Below are 20,770 nucleotides of genomic sequence, written 5' to 3' on the forward strand. Positions count from 1 at the left end.
TAGAGGGCAAAAGTACGAAATCCTCCTAATATGTATTCTTAAAGAATCCCTAATAAAAAAGAATAAACAGCTAAAAAGAAATGCTATTACAGTCTGGGGGGTGTAGAGACGTAGCGTGCGTGCTGCGTCTCTAAAGCTAAGATTGGTATAAGACCTTGCCCTCTTCGGATATTAACAGCAAGGTTAGTTCGCCGTCGGGAAGGATAGGAGCGCAATACGATTTACATTTTTGTAAAAGTAATGGGAAGAAACGATTTTGATCTTTTTCCGTAAGAAGCTCCCATAATTCACGGGCCAACGTAATCCGATTGATTGCATCTACGGTCGCCTCCTCGCATTTCGCTTCTTTCGCTACATCTTGAAGGAAGCCTTTGTTCATGACGACTTTTTTGCTGTGTGTATCCAGGAAACCTTCCGCAAGTTTCACCGCCTTGCCGATCATGATGCCTAAGATAACCTGCTTGAAACCTAAATCGGCAGCGATCTTTAGCGTCTCTCCGATAAAATTCCCGTAATGGACGAATGATTGTGGAGGCAAAGAAGCGTATAAGCTCCGAAGGTAGCGTTCACTCTTCGCCCCGGAATTAATAACCAACGTCTCGCAACCTATCGCTTTGGCGACACTGGCTTCTTTCCGTATCGAGGCGATAAAAGCGTCCGATGAGAAAGGACGCACGATTCCGGATGTCCCGATAATAGAGATTCCCCCGATAATTCCAAGTTTCGGATTGAAGGTACGTTTCGCCAACTCCTCGCCACCGGGAACCGAGACCGTGACAATAGCGACGGAATCGGGTGAGGGCAGGAGTGGAATCAGCTCTTGCCGGATCATCTTACGGGGCGTGGCGTTTATAGCCGGGCCACCGACTTTCAAGCCGAGTCCCGGAAGGGTCACGGTTCCGACTCCTTCACCTGCTTGGAAGATGACTCTTCCCGTATCGTCGCTTTCTGTTTCTTGACAATGTTCTTCTTGTGCCATTACCGTGGCACAACCGGATGCATCGGGAGATAATTGAACAGTAACCCGGATCCGGCTATGATTCGTCACGTCCGGATCATCCCCAGACTCCTTGATCACGGTACAGGTGGCGGAGGAACACCCGGCCCATTCGGTATAGGCTACCGGCAACGTTATCTGTTCTCCCGAGGGTAATGTTATCTGGCTTTCTGTTTGTTCCTTCCGTGATAATAAGGCCAATAAAGCAGCTTTTGCGGCGGCGGTAGCACAAGCTCCGGTCGTATATCCGCTTTTCAAGGGAAAGAATTCTGGTAATAGGCGTTCAATTTGTTTACGCAATCCGTCTTCACCATACACTCGGTAGAAAGTTTCCGGTAATGCGGGACGCTTCACGACAAATACTGGTATTCCGAATTGGCGGGCAGCGTTCACTTTATCCGTAAAATAGCCGGAGAAACCACTTTCCTTTGTCAAGATCGCATCCGGATGGAGTTGCTCCAACAACTTTAACTCATCCTCACCTTCTCGATAGAAAACCAGACGTTCTTGGGGGAAGCCCTGCTTTTCGGCCAACGACAAAGATTCCTCCCGCTCCAATATACGGAACCAAGTGGTATGCGATCGCCAATAAGGGCGGAGCGGGGCAAGGGTGTTCACGCCACTGAGGGCAAGTAGCCGTTGGATACCTTTGTTTTCCATTTGGTGAATTGCGTCTGCATAACTATCGCACCAAATCAAGTCCTCATCACGAGGTGGATACCGACGTTCGTAACGGATCACCGGAATCTGTAAACATTTCGATACTTTTTCGATCGTTTGGTGTAACACTTGAGCGAAAGGGTGTGCCGCATCAATCAATAGCTTAATCGCGTGGTCACGACAAAAACACTCCATTTCCTCCGCATTCATGGCTCCGGTCAAACGGATTCCATGCGCGCATTCAATGGATTGCAAAGTTCCTTTCGTAGAATAGTAATAGGTAGCGGCTGCCTCGTCCGCTACCCGCACAGCCACACGACCTTCTGTCGTTCCTCCAAGGATCAGTATCATTACTTACGGAAAAGATGTTTGAATTCATCCGCATATAAGCGGGATAGACCCTTGCGATTATCGATGGCATCCCCGACGACAAGTAATGTTGTCAGTGTAAGATGATTCTCTTTTACGATTTTCGCGAGATCTTTCAGTTGCCCACGGTAGATCCGCTCGTCTTTCCATGTCAATTTATAGCAAGCGGCTACCGGAGTGGTTGGAGCGTAATGTCGCGATAATTCCTCTTGGACCTTCTCTACGACACCGGCGCTTAAGAAGATACACATCGTACTTTGGCTTTGAGCCAGTTTGTGCAGTTGCTCTTTCTCAGGCATGGGCGTACGTCCTTCGCCACGAGTGAGGATGATCGTTTGTACTTTCTCCGGAATCGTGAACTGGGAATAAAGAGCGGCGGCGGCGGCTTGGAAAGAGGAAATACCCGGAGTGATATGATAATCCATCCCGTATTGATCAAAGTAATTCATTTGCTCTTGAATAGCTCCATAGATGCAAGGATCGCCCGTGTGCAAACGAACGACAAACAATCCTTTATCATAAAACTCTTTCATCAACGCAAACTGTTCTTCCAGATTCATATCCGCCGAGCTTCGCACCGTAGCGCCTGCCTTCGCGCATAAGGTAAGTTCTTTCGGGACGAGGCTTCCTGCATACAGGATCAAATCCGCTTTCTCCAACATTTGCCGTCCGCGGATAGAGATCAAGTCCGGATCGCCGGGACCGGCTCCTACGATCTCGATATGTCCCTTGCGGCAGGCCGCCCGATCTAACGCTACGGCAAAGGTATATTCATTTCCTTTCCCTAAATCCGCTTTTTGCTTCTCGACCAAAAGCGGACCGCCATGAGCCGCATAAATGGCGGAAGCTTCCGATACACTTGGGGATTCGGTTACCTCCAGTACCTTCTCCGAGGGATTGGGTACCGGGATATCTTTCAGCTCCTCCGATGTATAGGTGTGGAAAGGGCATTCCATAACTCCATAAGCCAATAATGTCAGCACCGGTTCGCATTTCTTCAAATCGATTGTATTTACATCCGCCAAAGCTTCCGGATATAGGCGTTTATCACGCAATACATCTTTAATATGTTCGTAAACGACCGTAGGATCGCCTTGCATATCCTTGCGGCAACCCATTCCTAGGTGGAGGACTTTCGGTATATAGGTGATCGTAGGGATGGATGTATCGTATTGTTGGGGACTGACGATCATCAATAACTCATAGTCTTGCTGCGGTATCGCCTCGAAGGAATAAAAGATAGAGACATGAGACGGGACCGTACGCTCCAAATAATCCGTTCCTTTATCTCGTATATCAAGGAGTAACGCTGTCGGTTTTCCGTTGACAAAGGTAGAGATGGCAGCATTGCTATCTTTGGCGATCAAGGTCCAATCGTATTTCTTCCCCAGCGTGTCGAGCGGCCATAGGTTCGTATTATCGCTTTGTGTCGTAATAATTGCCTCGGCTCCTAATAGGTTTGCCAATTCCTTGGAAAGGTCGTTCGCACCACCGATATGTCCGGATAAGACCGGAATCACATATTTACCGGTACTGTCTATACAAACCACGGCAGGATCAGTATGCTTATCTTCCGCGAAGGGAGCGATACTGCGTACGCAAATTCCCATCGCTCCTATAAATACCAAACTACTGGATTCGTGAAAAACCTCTTTTGAGAAAGAGCCGAATGGTAAGATCTTCGCCTCGGGATAAGAAGCAAGAATTCTCTCAGCAAGCACCCGGCTGCTATCGGATATTGGAATAATTGATATTGTACTCATAATTTATAAATAACATTCACGGTAATCGTATTAAAATCATCAATCGTGATACGGGTTTGGGCGGATATCCGAAGACCGGTTTGGCGGACCGCTTCCTCTAAAAGCGCTTTGCTTTCGTCGGATACGGAGTTGAAGACGATGACACCGTTCTCTTTCATCTTTTTGGAAACTACCATAAGGATCTCCACTAATTTCCCGCCATGTCCGCCGATAAAGATTGCGTCCGGAGCCTCCAACGCCGATAAGTCCACCGATAAGAAATCTCCGATTATAGCCTCGATACCCGGAGTCCCAAAACGACGACAATTCTCAGTCATTAACTTTCGTCCCTCTTCCCGGATCTCAAAACTCGTGATATGCAAATGCGGGAACAGCAATTTAGCCTCGATCGAGACAGAAGCCGTGCAAAAGCCGATATCCCAAAAACGTTCCCGGTTTCTCAGATCCAGCATGCTTAAAGATAACAAACGGATCGGCATTTTGGTTATCATCTTCTCCCGTCCGTTCAAATGCTCGAAAGCGGAATCCGGCAGGCCGAACTTACGGGAATGCCCGTCACGCTCTTTCCGGAGAATCAAGCAATTCGGATGAACGAAATTATTCATTGCCGCGGCTTGTATACTGAATTGGCGGATGCTCTGCCGTTCGGTATTTCCTAACCGTTCTCCCACAAACATGGTATAATTATCATAGCCGTATTCCAGCATCCGGCGAGCGATAGTCGTAGGCGTATGTTCCCGATCCGTGAGCACGCCTATCTTAGACGCACTTTCGATCAAGGCACGATCGAACTCGTGCCAAGGCCTTCCGGTAAGGGAGACGATCCGCATGTCGTGGTAAGGCATCAATAGATTTTGCGCCAAGAGTTGCAAGGAATTAAATGATGGGTACAGGCGGATTTGCGCATCCGGCAATCGGTTTTGAATCGTAACGGCGAATCCGAAAAACAAAGGATCTCCGGAAGCGAATACAACGATGCTTTCCCGACCGTCATGCGAACGATATCGATCGAAGACCTCGTCCAACGGGACTTTGATATCAATCCAGTCCGCTTTTTCTGGCAATAAAGAACGTACGATCTCATGATGCCGCACGCCTCCGGAGAACACCCGGTGGGACGAGATTATCTCCAATACCTCCGGCGGAAAGTATTGTTTCATGTTATCATCCAGCCCTATGACATAAAATCGGTTCATACGTCTCTTCCCGGTTTTAGTTGTTCGGCGTCGTTAAAACAAAGGATGGCGTTCACCAACGTAGCCGCTAAATTACTACCTCCTTTACGACCTTCCACGATTAGTTTCTGTATACCGATAAAAGGTTTCACCATATGCTTGGATTCCTGTACATGCACGAAACCTACCGGAGCGGCAATGATGCCTGCCGGAGTCGCCTTTCCCTTACGTATCAAGTCGCATAATTCCATAAGGGCGGTCGGGGCATTCCCGAAGACAAACAGGGCGTCCGGATGCTCTTCCACGGCCCGGCGAATACCGGCTTGGGTACGGGTAATGCCTTTACTCGAAGCCATCTCCGCGACCCGCTCATCTTGAAGGTAACATTTTACTTCGACACCCAGACGCTGCAAAGCTCCCTTACGAATGCCGGAAGCGGCCATCGTGACATCGGTGATGATCGTACGAACTTCCCCGCCGCTGATCTTATTATATAATGTAGAGACAGCGTCCGGGTCCGTATACAGGATATTTTCCATATCGAAATCGGCCGTCGTATGAATGGCATGGAGTAACGCCCATTTCTTATCCAACGGGATCTCTTGGTTTTTCAATTCCTTCTCGATCGTACGGAAACTACGGATCATGATGTCCTGTCCAATGCCCGTATCCGTTTTCTTCTGTTTGACCTCGCCATAATATCCCCGGGGAGTGATCATATGATTCCCGGAAAGATATGTTTGTGAGTTTCCGATCAAGACTACCGTGAACATATCGATCTGCTCGGGGTCCAGATCTGCGAGCGTAGTGACGAATACTTCTTGCTCCTCCCGTCCGGCCTGACGTACATAACCGACCGGAGTCTCCGGCTTGCGTTCTTGCAGAAACAATTCTTTTAAGCGATAGAGTTGCCAATAACGTCCCTCGCTTTTCGGATTATAGATCGCCGTAACAAAATCGGCCATGGCCGCCGCACGAATCCGTTTCTCGATCCGTTCCCAAGGAGTCATCAAGTCAGAGAGGGAAATCACACAGAAATCATGTCCGATAGGAGCGCCAAGCAAGGACGCAGCTTTCTGGAAAGCGCTGATGCCCGGATACGACTCGATCTCGATCTCGCTTCCGGATTCTTTCTTCATCTCATAAATCAGAGGAGTCATACCATAAATGCCGGCGTCACCGGAACTGATCACACAAACCGTCTTTCCCTCGTTCGCATAAGCGAAAGCTTGCTCGGCACGAGCTTGCTCACGTTTCATACCTGTATCTATACATTCCGTTCCCTCACGAAGCAAGTGGGTGATAAAACGGAAATAATATTTATATCCTATGATGACATCCGAGCTTTGGATAGCGGCCAAAACCGCAGGCGTTATATCGGCCTCGCTACCGGGGCCGATTCCGGCGACTATAATCTTGCCTTTATTCATTCAAATCTATTTTATAATACAATGTTCTCAATAAATATAATACAAATATACAGGCTTTACTTCTTTCTTCTCGCTTTTCGCCTGATATATTTTATCGCAAGCCATACACCGGATAAGGAAACGAACGTGCCTCCCAACATGGTTCCCCACATCACGATATTCCATAAGACCGGATGATCTACCAAGAATTTCAGATTCAAGCTATGCAATGCCGGATACATCCAATGGTTCCAACGAGACGGCGTATTTACATAACGGTATTGTCCATTACGGGGATTAATGTAATAACAACTATTATCCACGTCTTGAATAGATACTTTCCAGACCGGGAGTTCTAAATTCCTTTTTCGTGAGATATAATACGTATCATAAGCATCCAACAGTTTGATATCAGCCGTGGTCCCGATACCATGTATCTGAGACAATACGGAACGGATTTCTTCCGGTCGCAGGTTCAATAAAGATATCCCGTCACTCTTATTTGCGTTCACGACAATATCCTTCGTGTCTGTTTGTACGATGTAAAAGGGTATATCACCAAAACTACTCCATTCCAATTGACGGATCTGGCCGGGATAGGCTTGTATGACCGCCCTGTAATCCAACGGATAATCGAGTGGGGAAGGAGCCATCTTCCGCAGTTCTTGAACCGGGTTTATATCGAGCTTGGCTTTCAACCCCCAATCCTGTACACGAGCCAAAGACATCATACCACTAAAGCAGAAGGTGAGGACGAATAAACCGAATAACACCCCAAGAATATGATGCCATTTATACCAGAACTTCTTATAAGGGGAAATCAAATGACGTCTCCTCGCTAACCGGAAATCCCGTATTCCTAAATAGATCCCGGCGATACACATAACGCACCCGATTCCGGATAACCAGACAACTACCTTTATCCATAATTCAGCGTCTTGCCGCAAGGAAGTGAAATAGACCCAATGAGGGATCGCCCCGAGCCAAGCCCAGAAACGACTGTTTTTATCCGTATATTGCAAAACCTCCCCGGATTTAGAGGATATGTATAATTCATGTCGTTCCGGATCGGCGAAATGGAATTTATAGATCGGAAATTCCTCTTTTAAACGACCGAATGGAATCCATTGGTCCAAGGTGTACAAGGAATCTACCTTCGCTATGGAAGAGGTATTCCATAGTGATGCCACACGTTGGATATGATTCCAGTCGATTACGGGTAATCTTTCCGTCGAGTCGGCAGGAATATCATAGCTCCCTTTCTCCGTCCGGAGATGAAAAACAGTTTGTCCCAAATAGCTGTTTAAGGTAACATGGCTTATCCGCTCGTTCTGCGGTAAACGTTTCTCTATCTGGTCTAACGAAGGAAGATTCTCCGGAGAGAGAATATCCATCTTCGCCCGTTTATCGGCCCGGTCCGCTCGCGGGAACGTATGGTAGATCATTACCAATCCCGATAGGAACCAAACGAGGAACAGGATACTGAGCGCCGTGCCCAGTATCCTGTGTATAAATTGCATGATCTTTGTCAATAGATTCATGAGCGTATGTTCTATATATTATAATGTATAGGAGATAGCCACTTGGAAATTACGAGGCATGCTTGGCACCATCTGTTGTCCGAGCGCTTGGTTATAATAATTGTTGTCAAACAAGTTATTCAAGTTGAATGTAAGGTGAATATTGTTGTTCAACAAATAAGACATACCGAAATCGGTTACCCAATACGGATCGAACCAAGAGTTGTTAGATGTATTACGGTATACTTTACCGGTATAACTGCTACTCAAGTGAAATTCCAGATTCTTCAAGACACCCCGAGGGATGGTATAACTGCCGTATGCGTAGAAAGTCTGGTTCGGTACGTTGCTCTGCCAGTTTCCTTCTTGGCTATTCAATTGTTGCTTTGTCTCATCCGGGTTATTGCCATAGATAGCCTCGATCAATTCCGGATCCTTTATTTCTTTCATCTCCCGGATCTTGGAGTCGTTCAATCCATAACCGATCGTCAGCGCTAAGGTGCTTACCGGAGAAAGAGTGACATCAAAATCAAAACCCTTGGAATCTTGTACACCCACCTGTCCGATTACGCTCTTCGTGGTAGTCTCGCCGTTTACCTCCACTTGATAGTTGTTGGTCAACGTAGCCGTACTGTTCATCTTCCGGATATAGAACAAGCTGGCATTGGCGCTTAATATATTGTTCAATTGATATTTAAGACCCACCTCGGCTTGGTATCCTTTCTCCGGCTTAAATACTTCCTCATTGCGAGCAGGCTCGAAACGATTTCCATCACCTCCTACATAAATGACGTTATCTTGATAGAACGTACGGATCGGCTTGAAGAAAGAGGCGAAAGACGCATAAATGGATGTATTCGGATGGGGCAGATAGACCGCTCCGAAACGATAGGTCAACGCCTTATTCTTTATCATATTGAAGCTTGAATGCTCCTCATACTCACGTCGTCCGGTAGGAGTTGTAGCGCTGGCGGACATATAACGGAAAAAGTCGTAACGTAGAGCGGCTAATACCTTCCATTGCTCGTTGAACTCAACCATATCTTGAAGATAAAGGCTGTTGGAATAATGATGCGTAACCGTTGCTTTCGAGAATTTACTGGTCATATATCCCATGCTATGCGGATCATAAACGGATACATGCGAATAAAGGCCGGGACCCTGAACATCATCTCCTAAATTATAGCCCGAATAGCTGGTACGATTCAAGGCGACGAAAGAGTAACCTCCCATATACGTATGCTTTATCTCACCCGTCCTGAATTTACCGCTTAGCTCGAGCGTATTGGTTACCGTCTTGGCTATATGGGAGAAGCGAAGCGGGAAAGAAAGATATACACTGTCCAAACAGATATATTTTTTCTGGCCATTTTTCATATAATAATGATCATAGATCGGATCATCACTTTCGAGATAGTCGAGGGCTTCCGTCCCAAAATAGTTGATATCGTCGTTATTGTAAGAAAGGCGATCTGTTAGTTTCGCACCGTTCCAAAAAGTATGTGTGTACTGCGTTGATATGTTCCAAGCGTGATTCTTCATAAAGTCGGACTCGTTATTGTAGCGAGCCTCACGGTCAAGTCCCGGTAGCATATCATTTTTATGGAGATATAACTGTCCTGTTTGCACATTATATACATCATTTGCCATTAAATCGGGAAGACCGATCTCCGTCCCATAGAAGTCGCGGTTAAAACCTCCACGAACATCTAATATGTCACGTTCCGTCATTTTAGCTTGCAATGCCAGATAACCGGAAAAGCGACGGTTGCCATTATCACGCCAGCCCTCTTGATCGGAAAAGTTGACATTGGCGTAATAATTGACCGGACCGACCAATTTACCGCCCATGCCAAGCGTCGCCTCTTTATTCTCGTAACTACCATAGGCCAATCGGGCGTTAACGCTCTGTTTCTCTGACGGGGATTTACGAACGATATTCAAGGTTCCACCTACGGCTGAATGTCCGTAAAGTACAGAAGCCGGTCCCTTTAATAATTCAATAGACTCGATACAGGATAGATCGGGTACGGGATAAGAGTTGTTTATTGCCGAACGTTCATCGCGGATACCGTCTATCATCATGATAGAATGATCGAAACCACGGATCGACAATTGTTGAAATGCGCCATAAGATGTCTGGAATCGTACGCCCGGCATAAAGCGTACCGCATCTTGGATATTACGGATACCTCGCAACTCCAAACTACTCGCCGTAATGCTATTAATTGAAATAGGAAGATATTTCATAGGTACGTCCAACTTCGTGATTTGTGGACGTGGCTTGCGTGCGGCGGTCGCTACGACTTCTTGAATATTGAATGTCGTATCGGCGAAATTCGTGTACTCATTCTTGTGTTGCGCCTGCATCGTACTGATACATAAGGCTGTCAACGGTAAGATTGTCAAAACTCTTTTCATATATTTAGCATTATAACTGTTTATTGTATGCATGTGAAATCCCTTTCGAAAGAAATTCCATTTTCCTTCGAATGAAAATTTAGTTTCTTTCGGAAGGAATTACTTTTTCTTCCGAAAGGAATAAAACATAGATTTGGAGAACTTTTTTAGTCCTTCTCTACCGCATAAGCTTTCTTCTTATCAACGATATCGATCATCTTATGTTTAGCCATGAAACGGGCATGTTCGATGAAGATCTTCTGAATATCCGGATTCTGTCCCAGACCTTCCATAAATACGCTTACCTCGTAGCCTTTCTTTTCCAATTCCTCTTTCCAATCACCGGCGATATCGTTTTTCGCATGGTCTCCGGCAACAAACATAAATGGCATCAACAAGACTTTCTTCGTTCCATTGGCCTTTACTTGGGCTACCATCGTATCAAAAGTAGGATAGCCCTCGATGGTTCCTACGGAATAATCCTTGAATCCCTTCTCCTTCAACATATAATCCAACATAGCATATTGGGCCGTCGCCGGTGTATAAGTGCCATGGCCTACCAATAAAGTAGCGCCTTCTTTCGCCCCATTTTTTATGATAGCGGCGATTACCGCCTCATAATCCTCCGGTGTATACAATAAAGGATTACCGATACGAATCTCCTTGAAAGAAGATTTCATGGTGGCAACATCCTTACGTAAGGATTCCATCTCGATACCTTCGATTATATTCGTGGATTGGATCAAAATGTGCGTATAACCATCAGCCTTTAACTTTTCCAAGGCTTCGATCGGGTTTAGTTTCTCTATGCCACGAGCTTTTAAGCGGCGCATTACAATGCGAGAAGTCCATGCCTCACGCAACTCAACATCTTTGAAAGCTTCTTTCGCTTTTTGATTGATCGCGTCGATTGTCAAGGCACGGGTATCATCATGGGTTGTTCCAAAATGTACCATCAATAAAGCGGCCTTATCGCCCGGTTGTAAAGAGGCGAATAAATCGGATGCTACAAAATTCTCGCCATCGTGCGCACGACAAACTAGGCTGATGACCAGCAGGAAGAAAGATAGTAAGTGTTTCCTCATCATATGAATATATTAATAATTAGATTACATATCAATCCCACGGAGACAACGTATTATTCCGTCTCCAACATCTTTTAGATATAGGTGATATTTCTATCCTCTTAATTACTCCTAACCCCGGGAGGAATTAATCATTACTTCGCTTGGCAGGTTTCCTGACTGGCTCGGAAAGCAACCTTCCCATCTTTCTTAAGACAGTGGCATAGCAGAACGCTTTCCTTTTCAAGAGCTTCACAGTAGCGGGCACTGTTCCGGATTCTAACCGGATTCCCTTTTATAGAGTTGTCGGTAGACAAACTCTATCACCTAAGCGGTCGCAAATTTATATAAATAATTCCGAAAAGTAACAACATCTTTCAAAGAATCCCTGTTCCAATAGCATCTTTTTTGTTTAACATCAAATAAATAGATATGGAATGGATAACTAATTTACTTCAACATTATCCGGAGCTAGCTATTTTCATAACCTTAGCTCTCGGTTTCTGGATTGGCAAGTTTAAGATAAAGAAGTTCACGCTGGGAACGGTTACCAGCGTATTATTGGTCGGTGTATTGATCGGGCAATTAAAAATCGATATAAGCGGACCGTTAAAGTCCGTCTTTTTCTTGATGTTCCTCTTCGCTGTAGGATATAGCGTTGGGCCACAGTTCTTCCGGGGATTGAAAAAGGAAGGTCTTCCTCAAATGCTTTTCGCCGCCGTCATGTGTATATTTTGTTTGATCGCTCCTTTTTTGTTAGCGAAACTTATGGGATATAACGCAGGCGAGGCCGCAGGATTATTGGCGGGCTCCCAGACGATGTCGGCAGTATTAGGAGTTGCCGAAGATACGATCGGACAGATGAATATTAGCGATACGGATAAAAGCGCTATGGTAAATGTAATGCCCGTGGCCTATGCGGTAACTTATATTTTCGGTACGGCAGGATCCGCATGGTTAGTGAGTGATATCGGGCCACGTCTTTTAGGAGGACTCGACTACGTGAAAAAAGCGTGTAAAGAGCTAGAGGCTAAAATGGGAAATAACGACGAGAGCGAGCAACCGGGCTTTATGCCTGCCGCCCGTCCGGTAACTTTCCGGGCCTATAAGATTAGTAATGAATGGTTCAAGGATGGCAAAAGCGTAAAGCAGTTGGAGGTATATTTAGACCAATTGGGACGGCATTTGTTCGTGGAGCGTGTCCGTATTAATAATGTAGTAACTGATGTTAAACCGGATTTGGTTTTACATACCGGAAATGAGGTTGTCCTAAGCGGTCGCCGGGAATTCGTGATCGGAGAGGAGAACTGGATTGGCGACGAGGTCAATGACATTGAATTGCTCGATTTTCCGGCAGAGACGTTACCCGTACTAGTGATCCATAAGGAATACGTGGGGAAAAAGATCTGCTATTTACGCAATCAATCGTTTATGCATGGTGTTAGCATCAAGTCCGTAAGGCGTGCGGGTATCAATATCCCGGTCTTGGCCGCTACGGTGATAGATTCCGGTGATATGCTGGAATTGGCAGGCATGAAATCAGAGGTAAATAAAGCGGCGACGGCTTTAGGATATCCCGATCGCCCAACCAATCAGACCGATTTGATTTTCGTGGGTATCGGTATTTTCTTAGGGGGAATTTTAGGTTCGCTCGCGATTCATTTCGGGGGTGTCCCGATTAGCCTAAGTACGAGTGGAGGTGCTTTGATAGCCGGGCTCGTCTTTGGATGGCTTCGTTCTAAGCATCCGACCTTCGGGCGTATTCCGGAGCCTTCCGTCTGGATATTAAATAATTTGGGATTGAATATGTTTATCGCCGTAGTCGGTATCACGGCGGGTCCCAGTTTCGTGACCGGATTGAAGGAAGTCGGTATAAGTTTATTTATTATCGGTGCTTTAGCGACATCTATCCCGCTTATCATCGGTATTCTGATGGGACGTTACGTTTTTAAGTTCCACCCGGCTATTACTTTAGGTTGTACGGCGGGTTCACGTACGACAACTGCCGCATTAGGAGCGGTGGAAGATGCCGTAGGAAGTGAGACTCCAGCCTTAGGCTATACCGTTACCTATGCGGTGGGTAATACTTTATTAATCATCTGGGGTGTCGTTATTGTGCTAATCATGTAATATATATAATGTATGGACAAGAAGAAAATACATGTCACGAGAGAATATGAGAAAAAGATGTCGGAGATTAGCCCTTTCGAGCTAAAGAACATCTTGATAGAGTTAGCGGATGAGAGCGCTCGTAAAAGTACGCACATCATGCTGAACGCAGGAAGGGGAAATCCAAACTGGATCAGTACGGTTCCACGGGAGGCATTCTTCCTATTAGGGCAGTTCGCCTTGGAGGAATGCCTGCGGGAAACCGAATTGGCAGATGAGATGGCCGGAGCCGCAGGGGTTCCCAACCGCAAAAGGATCGCGTCTCGCTTCGTACAGTTTCTAAAGAAACATGCGCAATCTCCCGGCGCTACTTTATTGAAGGGTACCTATGAATATCTGGTCACGGAAAAAGGTGTAGATGAGAATGAACTTGTATATGAATGGGCGGAAGGTGTCATTGGTGATCAATATCCGGTTCCCGATCGTATCTTGAAATATACGGAAATGCTCGTGCGGGATTATTTAGACCAAGAATTATGTGATAACCAGCCCCCTGAGGGAATATTCGATCTTTTCGCTACCGAGGGCGGAACTGCCGCCATGTGTTATATCTTCGATTCCTTGCAGCAGAATTTCTTGTTGAATAAGGGAGACAAGATCATTCTCTTCGCTCCGGTATTCACTCCTTATATAGAGATTCCGGAACAGGCTCGTTATCTTTTTAATGTCATAGAGATAAAAGCCTTGAAGATGACAAAAGACGGCTATCACACGTGGCAATATCAAGAAAAGGATTTAGATGTCCTGAAAGATCCTAGCGTGAAAGCCGCTTTCATAACAAACCCGAGCAACCCGCCTTCATACGGATTGACAAAAGCATTGATGAATAGGATCGTTGAGATCGTACGGAACGACAATCCCAACCTTATGATTATTACGGATGATGTGTATGCGACATTTATTCCGCATTTTCGCTCGATGATGGCCGAATTACCAAAGAATACGTTATGTGTCTATTCTTTCTCCAAATATTTCGGAGCAACCGGATGGAGATTGGCGGTAATCGCTTTACATCAAGATAATATTTACGACCGGATGATCCGTGAATTGCCAAGAGATAAACAGGAGCTTCTAAAAAAACGATATAGCAGTCTATCCTTACATCCCGAGGATATCCGCTTTATTGATCGTATGGTAGCCGATAGCCGTCAAGTAGCCTTGAATCATACGGCCGGTCTTTCCTTGCCACAACAAACACAAATGTCTCTGTTTGCGTCTTTCGCTCTATTAGATGCGGAAAATACCTATAAGAAAAGGATGCAGGATATGATCCACGAGCGTTTACACACATTGTGGGAAAGCACCGGATTCACCTTATTAGACGACCCTTTGCGTGCGGGATATTATAGTGAGATCGATATGCTTGTCTGGGCTAAGAAATTCTATGGGGATGATTTCGTGGAATATCTAAAAAAGAATTACGAACCTCTGGATGTCGTTTTCCGTCTGGCACAGGAAACTTCCTTGGTTTTACTGAACGGAGGAGGTTTTGATGCTCCCGAGTGGTCTATCCGCGCATCTTTAGCCAACCTTAAACGGGAAGATTATGTCCGGATTGGAGAGGGTATCGCATCTATTTTGCATAGTTATGCCCAAAGATGGAAAGAAAGTCTCGATAAGTAGAAAAAACAGCTCCAAGGCTTGAACAAAACGGGCTAATGGTACGTTTTATTAATAAACGTGCGATTAGCCCGTTTTTCTAAGTTATCCGGGAGATTATAAATAACCTCTATAACCTCATAGAAATTATCGAACAAATTGTATTTCATTATATTATATATTTGTTGATAATAAAAACAAAGACTCATTGGCAGATGTCTTATTTATTACATTTTAGCTGGTTATAGATAAATATATTTGCGAAAAGGCTTACAATAAAAAACGAATATGAATATGGTGTACGACATTGACATGCTTAGAAATTTCTATGCGAATTTCCCCAGAAGAGTGGACACAGCCCGCGAACGTATCGGTGGTCGCCCGATGACCTTGGCCGAGAAAATCTTATATGCGCATCTATACGATGAAAGCTCGACTCGCCTTTTCAAAAGAGGTGAGGATTATGTGAATTTCCGTCCCGACCGTGTGGCTATGCAAGATGCCACCGCTCAGATGGCGCTTTTACAATTCATGAACGCCGGAAAAGAAAAATCCGCAGTACCGGCTACCGTGCATTGCGACCATTTGATCCAAGCGAATATGGGAGCCAAAACGGATATCGATACGGCTACCAAAAGCAATAGCGAGGTCTATGATTTCTTGAAATCGGTCTCCGATAAATATGGAATCGGTTTTTGGAAACCCGGAGCAGGCATTATCCATCAAGTGGTATTGGAAAATTATGCGTTTCCCGGCGGTATGATGGTAGGAACTGATTCACATACCCCGAATGCCGGAGGACTTGGAATGGTCGCTATCGGAGTAGGAGGAGCCGATGCCGTGGATGTCATGACCGGAATGGAATGGGAACTGAAGATGCCGAAACTAATTGGTGTTAAGTTAACTGGTAGTTTGAATGGTTGGGCCTCGCCGAAGGACGTGATTCTTAAGCTAGCGGGCATCTTAACCGTAAAAGGTGGAACGAACGCTATCATCGAATATTTCGGTCCGGGCACCGCCTCAATCTCAGCGACCGGAAAAGCTACGATCTGTAATATGGGTGCCGAGGTAGGAGCGACTACTTCCTTATTCCCATTCGATAATACAATGGCTCAATATCTTCGTGCCACGGGACGTGACGAGGTAGCGAGCTGGGCCGAAGCTATCGGTGAATATCTGGAAGCGGATATGGACGTTCGTGCCGAGCCAGATAAGTTTTACGATCGTGTAATCGTTATTAACCTTTCCGAATTGGAGCCGCATATCAACGGTCCGTTCACGCCGGATGCAGCTACGCCTATCTCGGAGTTTGCCGCAAAAGTAAAAGCGAATGGCTATCCCCGAAAGATGGAGGTCGGATTAATCGGTTCCTGTACCAACTCTTCTTATCAAGATCTAAGCCGTGCGGCATCTATTGCTCGCCAAGCTTATGAGGATAAAATACCGGTAGCGGCACCCTTGATCATCAACCCGGGTTCCGAGCAAATCCGTTATACGGCAGAAAGAGATGGTATTATCGGTGATTTTGAACGGATTGGCGCAACCATTATGGCGAATGCCTGTGGTCCTTGTATCGGACAATGGAAACGTCATACGGATGATAATACCCGTAAGAATTCGATCGTTACTTCATTCAATCGTAACTTCGCTAAACGTGCGGACGGTAATCCGAATACACATGCTTTTGTCGCTTCTCCGGAACTGACACTGGCCTTGACCATCGCAGGTGATCTATGTTTCAATCCTTTGACCGATACCTTGAAGACAGAGGATGGTAAGGTTGTGAAACTGAAAGAACCGAAAGGCTCGGATTTTCCGCCGAAAGGTTTCGAGGTAAAGGATAACGGCTATCTGGCACCTACGGGTAAGAACGTAGTGGTGAACATCGATCCGGAATCCAACCGCCTACAAGCATTAAAGCCTTTCGCTCCTTGGAATGGAGAGGATTTCACGGATATGCCCCTTCTTATCAAGGCTGAAGGTAAATGTACGACGGATCATATCTCGATGGCCGGTCCATGGTTACGTTTCCGTGGGCATTTGGAAAATATATCGGATAATATGTTGATGGGAGCCGTAAACGCTTTCAACAGGAAGACAAACTCTGTATTGAATCAACTGAACAATGAATATGAAGCAGTTTCTGCCGTAGCGAAACAATACAAGGCAAATAGTATTTCCTCGATCGTCGTAGCGGAAGAAAACTACGGTGAAGGCTCTTCCCGGGAACATGCAGCCATGGAGCCCCGCTTCCTAAATGTAAAAGTGATCCTAGCCAAGAGTTTCGCCCGTATCCACGAGACAAACTTGAAGAAACAAGGAATGTTAGCACTGACTTTTGCCAATAAGGAGGATTACAGCAAGATCCTCGAGAATGACCATATCTCGATCATCGGATTGAAAGATTTTCAGCCGGGCAAACCGTTGACGGCCGTTCTTCTTCATGCGGATGGTACGCAAGAATCATTCCCGGTTAACCATACGTATAATGATTTACAAATTAAATGGTTCAAGGCGGGTTCCGCTTTAAATACAGCTCACTAAGACAAACAAAAAAATCTTGATATCATGAGTAAGATAACAAAGAAAGGTAATCATATTTTCGTTCCGGATCACGTGACGATCCCTTATATTGAAGGAGATGGCGTGGGGCATGAGATCACTCCCGTTAGCCAAAAGATAGTAAACGCTGCCATCAAGCAAGCTTACAACGGAACCCGTTCCATTGAATGGAAAGAGGTCTTAGCCGGTGAAAAGGCGTTTAAGCAAACCGGAAGTTGGCTTCCCGATGAGACTATGGAAGCATTCCGTGAATACATCGTCGGTATTAAGGGACCGTTGACAACTCCGATTGGTGGAGGTATCCGTTCATTAAATGTGGCCCTCCGTCAGACGTTGGATTTATATGTTTGTCTCCGTCCGGTACGTTGGTTTAAAGGAGTCGTATCTCCGGTAAAGGAGCCGCAAAAAGTGAATATGTATATCTTCCGTGAGAATACGGAAGATATCTATGCCGGAATCGAATGGCAACAAGGGACTCCGGAGGCACAAAAGTTATTGAAGTTCCTCACCGAGGAAATGGGAGTGAAGAAAATACGTTTCCCGGAAACTTCCTCTTTCGGCATCAAGCCGGTTTCTGTGGAAGGTACGGAGCGTCTGGTGCGTGCCGCTATCGAATACGCGATATTGCATCAGTTACCGAGCGTGACTTTGGTACACAAAGGTAACATCATGAAATTCACGGAAGGTGGTTTCAAACTATGGGGATACGCTTTAGCGGAACGGGAGTTTGCGGATCTCACTTTCACATGGCCTCAATATGAGAAGATCAAGAAAGAGCAAGGCGAGGAAGCGGCCAATACCGCCTTAGTGGAAGCTTCAAAGGCCGGTAAAATCATTATCAAGGATGTCATAGCCGATGCTTTCTTGCAAAACACTCTATTAATTCCGGAAGAATATTCCGTGATCGCTACCTTGAACCTGAACGGCGATTATATCTCCGATCAATTAGCGGCGATGGTAGGTGGCATTGGCATTGCTCCCGGCGCTAATATCAACTATAACAGTGGTCATGCGATCTTCGAGGCAACACATGGAACCGCTCCGAATATCGCGGGAAAGAATCTCGTAAACCCCTCTTCCTTATTATTATCATCCGTGATGATGCTGGAATATATGGGATGGAGTGATGCGGCTAACCTGATTACATCTGCTATGGAGCAAGCTTTCTCCGCTGGAGAGGCCACTCATGACTTGGCTCGTTTTATGCCGAACGGCAAATCTCTCGGCACCAAAGAATTTGGTGATCGTATCATCTCTATTATCGAAACAATTAAATTAGTATAGTCATGTTGAAGAAAGAATATTTAATTTACAAATTGTCCGAGGCTGCCAGAGAGGCTTGCAAGATTGACAACGAACTTTTCCCGATGTATAATGTGAAACGTGGCCTTCGTAACGAGGATGGTAGCGGCGTGTTAGTAGGATTGACCCAAGTCGGTAATGTAGTAGGATACGAACGCTTGCCAGAGGGCGGTCTTAAAGCGATCCCCGGTAAGTTATTCTATAGAGGTTACGACGTAGAGGATTTAGCGCATGATTTCATCAAGGAAAAACGGTTCGGTTTTGAGGAAGTGGCTTATTTATTACTTTCTGGTAAACTCCCCGATAAAGAGGAATTATCAGCCTTTAAAGAACTGTTGAACGATAATATGCCCTTGGAGCAAAAGACCAAGATGAATATTCTGGATCTGGAAGGACAGAACATCATGAATATATTGGCTCGTAGCGTATTGGAGATGTATACCTTCGACGCAAACCCGGACGACACCTCCCGAGATAACTTAATGCGCCAATCTATTGAATTGATCTCTAAGTTCCCGACGATTATCGCTTATGCCTACAATATTTATCGTCATAGCACACAGGGGCGTTCTTTACACATCCGTCATCCGCACGAGAACTTATCGATCGCAGAAAATTTCCTTCACATGCTGAAACGTGATTTCACGGATCTGGACGCACGTACGTTGGATTTGCTCTTGGTATTGCAAGCAGAACATGGTGGTGGTAATAACTCTACGTTCACGGTACGCGTCACTAGTTCTACGGGAACGGATACGTACTCATCTATCGCAGCTGGTATCGGCTCATTGAAAGGCCCGTTGCACGGAGGTGCCAATATTCAGGTAGTAGATATGTTCCATCATTTGAAAGAGAATATCGCGGATTGGAAGAACGTGGACGAGATCGATACTTATTTCATGCGGATGCTTAACAAAGAGGCTTATAACAAGACAGGCTTGATTTATGGTATCGGCCATGCGGTCTATACGATTTCCGATCCCCGTGCGGTTGTATTAAAGGAACTAGCTCGTGATCTGGCAAAAGAGAAAGGTCGCTCTGAGGAATTCGCCTTCCTTGAGTTATTAGAGGAAAGAGCGATCGAATGTTTCGCCAAGCATAAAGGAACTAAGAAAAGGGTTTCCTCGAACGTGGACTTCTATTCCGGATTCGTTTATGAGATGATCGGTTTGCCACAGGAAATCTATACGCCTTTATTCGCCATGGCCCGAATCGTGGGTTGGACCGCTCACCGTATCGAGGAGTTGAACTTTGACGGAAAACGCATCATCCGTCCGGCTTACAAGAACGTTTTGGACGATAGGGAATATATCTCAATCAACGAACGATAACACTAAAAAAATCATAGTTATGTTTTCTTTCATTCATAGTTATAAGTTGAAGGATTCATAACTATGATTTTTTAGCATGCTCAGGCTTATAATAAGATCCTACATAAAACCCTTAAAATGTAAATTTCTCAAGTTTCATCGCACCTAATCCTTGCAATTTAGGAACCAACGTTACGAAATGCTCCGCTTTTTCGTGACCTGATAAGGATTCAGCGTCTTTCCACGTCTCACAAATCATCAATACATCACTACGGGTAGCGCTCTCGAAAATATCATAAGCAATACAGCCATTGTCTTTCAAAGACTTTTCAACCAATTCTTTCGCAGTCTCCAATGCGGCGGGACGATTCTCCTCACTTACTTGAATAAATACATTTAGTCTAATCATACTCATAATTGTTTTAAGAATGTTACATACTTGATCAAAAGTACAGCACAAATATAGAAATA

The 20,770-nt window shown here is 45.4% G+C and carries 13 protein-coding genes and 1 riboswitch; of the genes, 5 read left to right on the top strand and 8 right to left on the bottom strand.

Annotation, left to right across the window (positions count from 1 at the left end; all coding sequences use genetic code 11):
• Positions 1–136: 136 nt before the first annotated feature.
• The 7 genes from cbiD to HMPREF0999_RS11065 form a co-directional block, all read right to left on the bottom strand.
• Positions 137–2,008: a cobalt-precorrin-5B (C(1))-methyltransferase CbiD gene (gene cbiD / locus HMPREF0999_RS11035; protein WP_009017437.1), complete on the bottom strand. Its 1,872-nt coding sequence runs from the start codon at positions 2,006–2,008 to the stop codon at positions 137–139.
• The gene (gene cobM, locus HMPREF0999_RS11040; RefSeq protein WP_009275931.1) at positions 2,008–3,789 is read right to left on the bottom strand and encodes a precorrin-4 C(11)-methyltransferase; all 1,782 of its coding nucleotides are present in this window, start codon (positions 3,787–3,789) and stop codon (positions 2,008–2,010) included. Before cobM ends, cbiD begins: the two co-directional genes overlap by 1 nt.
• On the bottom strand, positions 3,786–4,985 hold the full coding sequence (locus tag HMPREF0999_RS11045) for a bifunctional cobalt-precorrin-7 (C(5))-methyltransferase/cobalt-precorrin-6B (C(15))-methyltransferase (RefSeq protein WP_009275932.1): 1,200 nt from the start codon (positions 4,983–4,985) through the stop codon (positions 3,786–3,788). The genes cobM and HMPREF0999_RS11045 overlap by 4 nt, the downstream gene beginning before the upstream one ends.
• Positions 4,982–6,394: a precorrin-3B C(17)-methyltransferase gene (cobJ, locus tag HMPREF0999_RS11050; protein ID WP_009275933.1), complete on the bottom strand. Its 1,413-nt coding sequence runs from the start codon at positions 6,392–6,394 to the stop codon at positions 4,982–4,984. Before cobJ ends, HMPREF0999_RS11045 begins: the two co-directional genes overlap by 4 nt.
• A gap of 56 nt (positions 6,395–6,450) precedes the next feature.
• Complete coding sequence (locus tag HMPREF0999_RS11055) at positions 6,451–7,914, bottom strand: PepSY domain-containing protein (protein WP_005862323.1); 1,464 nt, start codon at positions 7,912–7,914, stop codon at positions 6,451–6,453.
• Between the two features lie 18 nt (positions 7,915–7,932).
• Positions 7,933–10,314 carry a TonB-dependent receptor gene (locus HMPREF0999_RS11060; RefSeq protein WP_009275934.1) on the bottom strand — a complete coding sequence of 794 codons (2,382 nt, stop codon included), beginning with the start codon at positions 10,312–10,314 and terminating at the stop codon, positions 7,933–7,935.
• Between the two features lie 146 nt (positions 10,315–10,460).
• Positions 10,461–11,378 (bottom strand): sirohydrochlorin cobaltochelatase, encoded by a 918-nt coding sequence (locus tag HMPREF0999_RS11065; protein WP_009275935.1) that lies wholly within the window; start codon positions 11,376–11,378, stop codon positions 10,461–10,463.
• A gap of 127 nt (positions 11,379–11,505) precedes the next feature.
• Positions 11,506–11,703: riboswitch (cobalamin riboswitch) on the bottom strand.
• A gap of 86 nt (positions 11,704–11,789) precedes the next feature.
• On the opposite strand from HMPREF0999_RS11065, the gene aspT reads away from it, so the two are divergent.
• From aspT to HMPREF0999_RS11090, 5 genes are all read left to right on the top strand, one after another.
• Complete coding sequence (aspT, locus tag HMPREF0999_RS11070; RefSeq protein WP_009275936.1) at positions 11,790–13,487, top strand: aspartate-alanine antiporter; 1,698 nt, start codon at positions 11,790–11,792, stop codon at positions 13,485–13,487.
• Between the two features lie 12 nt (positions 13,488–13,499).
• Complete coding sequence (locus HMPREF0999_RS11075; RefSeq protein WP_009275937.1) at positions 13,500–15,149, top strand: bifunctional aspartate transaminase/aspartate 4-decarboxylase; 1,650 nt, start codon at positions 13,500–13,502, stop codon at positions 15,147–15,149.
• Between the two features lie 270 nt (positions 15,150–15,419).
• A complete protein-coding gene (locus HMPREF0999_RS11080) occupies positions 15,420–17,669 on the top strand; it encodes an aconitate hydratase (RefSeq protein ID WP_009275938.1) in 2,250 nt (749 codons plus the stop codon).
• A 24-nt stretch (positions 17,670–17,693) separates the two neighbouring features.
• Entirely contained in the window at positions 17,694–18,971 is a 1,278-nt protein-coding gene (icd, locus tag HMPREF0999_RS11085; protein ID WP_005856984.1) for an NADP-dependent isocitrate dehydrogenase, read from the top strand.
• A 5-nt stretch (positions 18,972–18,976) separates the two neighbouring features.
• Positions 18,977–20,320: a citrate/2-methylcitrate synthase gene (locus tag HMPREF0999_RS11090; protein WP_029257178.1), complete on the top strand. Its 1,344-nt coding sequence runs from the start codon at positions 18,977–18,979 to the stop codon at positions 20,318–20,320.
• A 112-nt stretch (positions 20,321–20,432) separates the two neighbouring features.
• On the opposite strand, the gene HMPREF0999_RS11095 is transcribed toward HMPREF0999_RS11090, so the two are convergent.
• Complete coding sequence (locus tag HMPREF0999_RS11095) at positions 20,433–20,708, bottom strand: putative quinol monooxygenase (RefSeq protein WP_008779876.1); 276 nt, start codon at positions 20,706–20,708, stop codon at positions 20,433–20,435.
• Between the last annotated feature and the right edge of the window lie 62 nt (positions 20,709–20,770).

Source organism: Parabacteroides sp. D25, assembly GCF_000307475.1.
GTDB lineage: Bacteria > Bacteroidota > Bacteroidia > Bacteroidales > Tannerellaceae > Parabacteroides > Parabacteroides distasonis.

Bases quoted from the DNA above. Each gene is read 5' to 3' on its own strand.
- cbiD (WP_009017437.1), bottom strand. From the start codon at position 2,008: ATGATACTGATCCTTGGAGGAACGACAGAAGGTCGTGTGGCTGTGCGG.
- HMPREF0999_RS11045 (WP_009275932.1), bottom strand. From the start codon at position 4,985: ATGAACCGATTTTATGTCATAGGGCTGGATGATAACATGAAACAATAC.
- HMPREF0999_RS11080 (WP_009275938.1), top strand. From the start codon at position 15,420: ATGGTGTACGACATTGACATGCTTAGAAATTTCTATGCGAATTTCCCC.
- HMPREF0999_RS11065 (WP_009275935.1), bottom strand. From the start codon at position 11,378: ATGAGGAAACACTTACTATCTTTCTTCCTGCTGGTCATCAGCCTAGTT.
- HMPREF0999_RS11095 (WP_008779876.1), bottom strand. From the start codon at position 20,708: ATGATTAGACTAAATGTATTTATTCAAGTAAGTGAGGAGAATCGTCCC.
- HMPREF0999_RS11075 (WP_009275937.1), top strand. From the start codon at position 13,500: ATGGACAAGAAGAAAATACATGTCACGAGAGAATATGAGAAAAAGATG.
- HMPREF0999_RS11060 (WP_009275934.1), bottom strand. From the start codon at position 10,314: ATGAAAAGAGTTTTGACAATCTTACCGTTGACAGCCTTATGTATCAGT.
- cobM (WP_009275931.1), bottom strand. From the start codon at position 3,789: ATGAGTACAATATCAATTATTCCAATATCCGATAGCAGCCGGGTGCTT.
- cobJ (WP_009275933.1), bottom strand. From the start codon at position 6,394: ATGAATAAAGGCAAGATTATAGTCGCCGGAATCGGCCCCGGTAGCGAG.
- HMPREF0999_RS11055 (WP_005862323.1), bottom strand. From the start codon at position 7,914: ATGAATCTATTGACAAAGATCATGCAATTTATACACAGGATACTGGGC.
- aspT (WP_009275936.1), top strand. From the start codon at position 11,790: ATGGAATGGATAACTAATTTACTTCAACATTATCCGGAGCTAGCTATT.
- icd (WP_005856984.1), top strand. From the start codon at position 17,694: ATGAGTAAGATAACAAAGAAAGGTAATCATATTTTCGTTCCGGATCAC.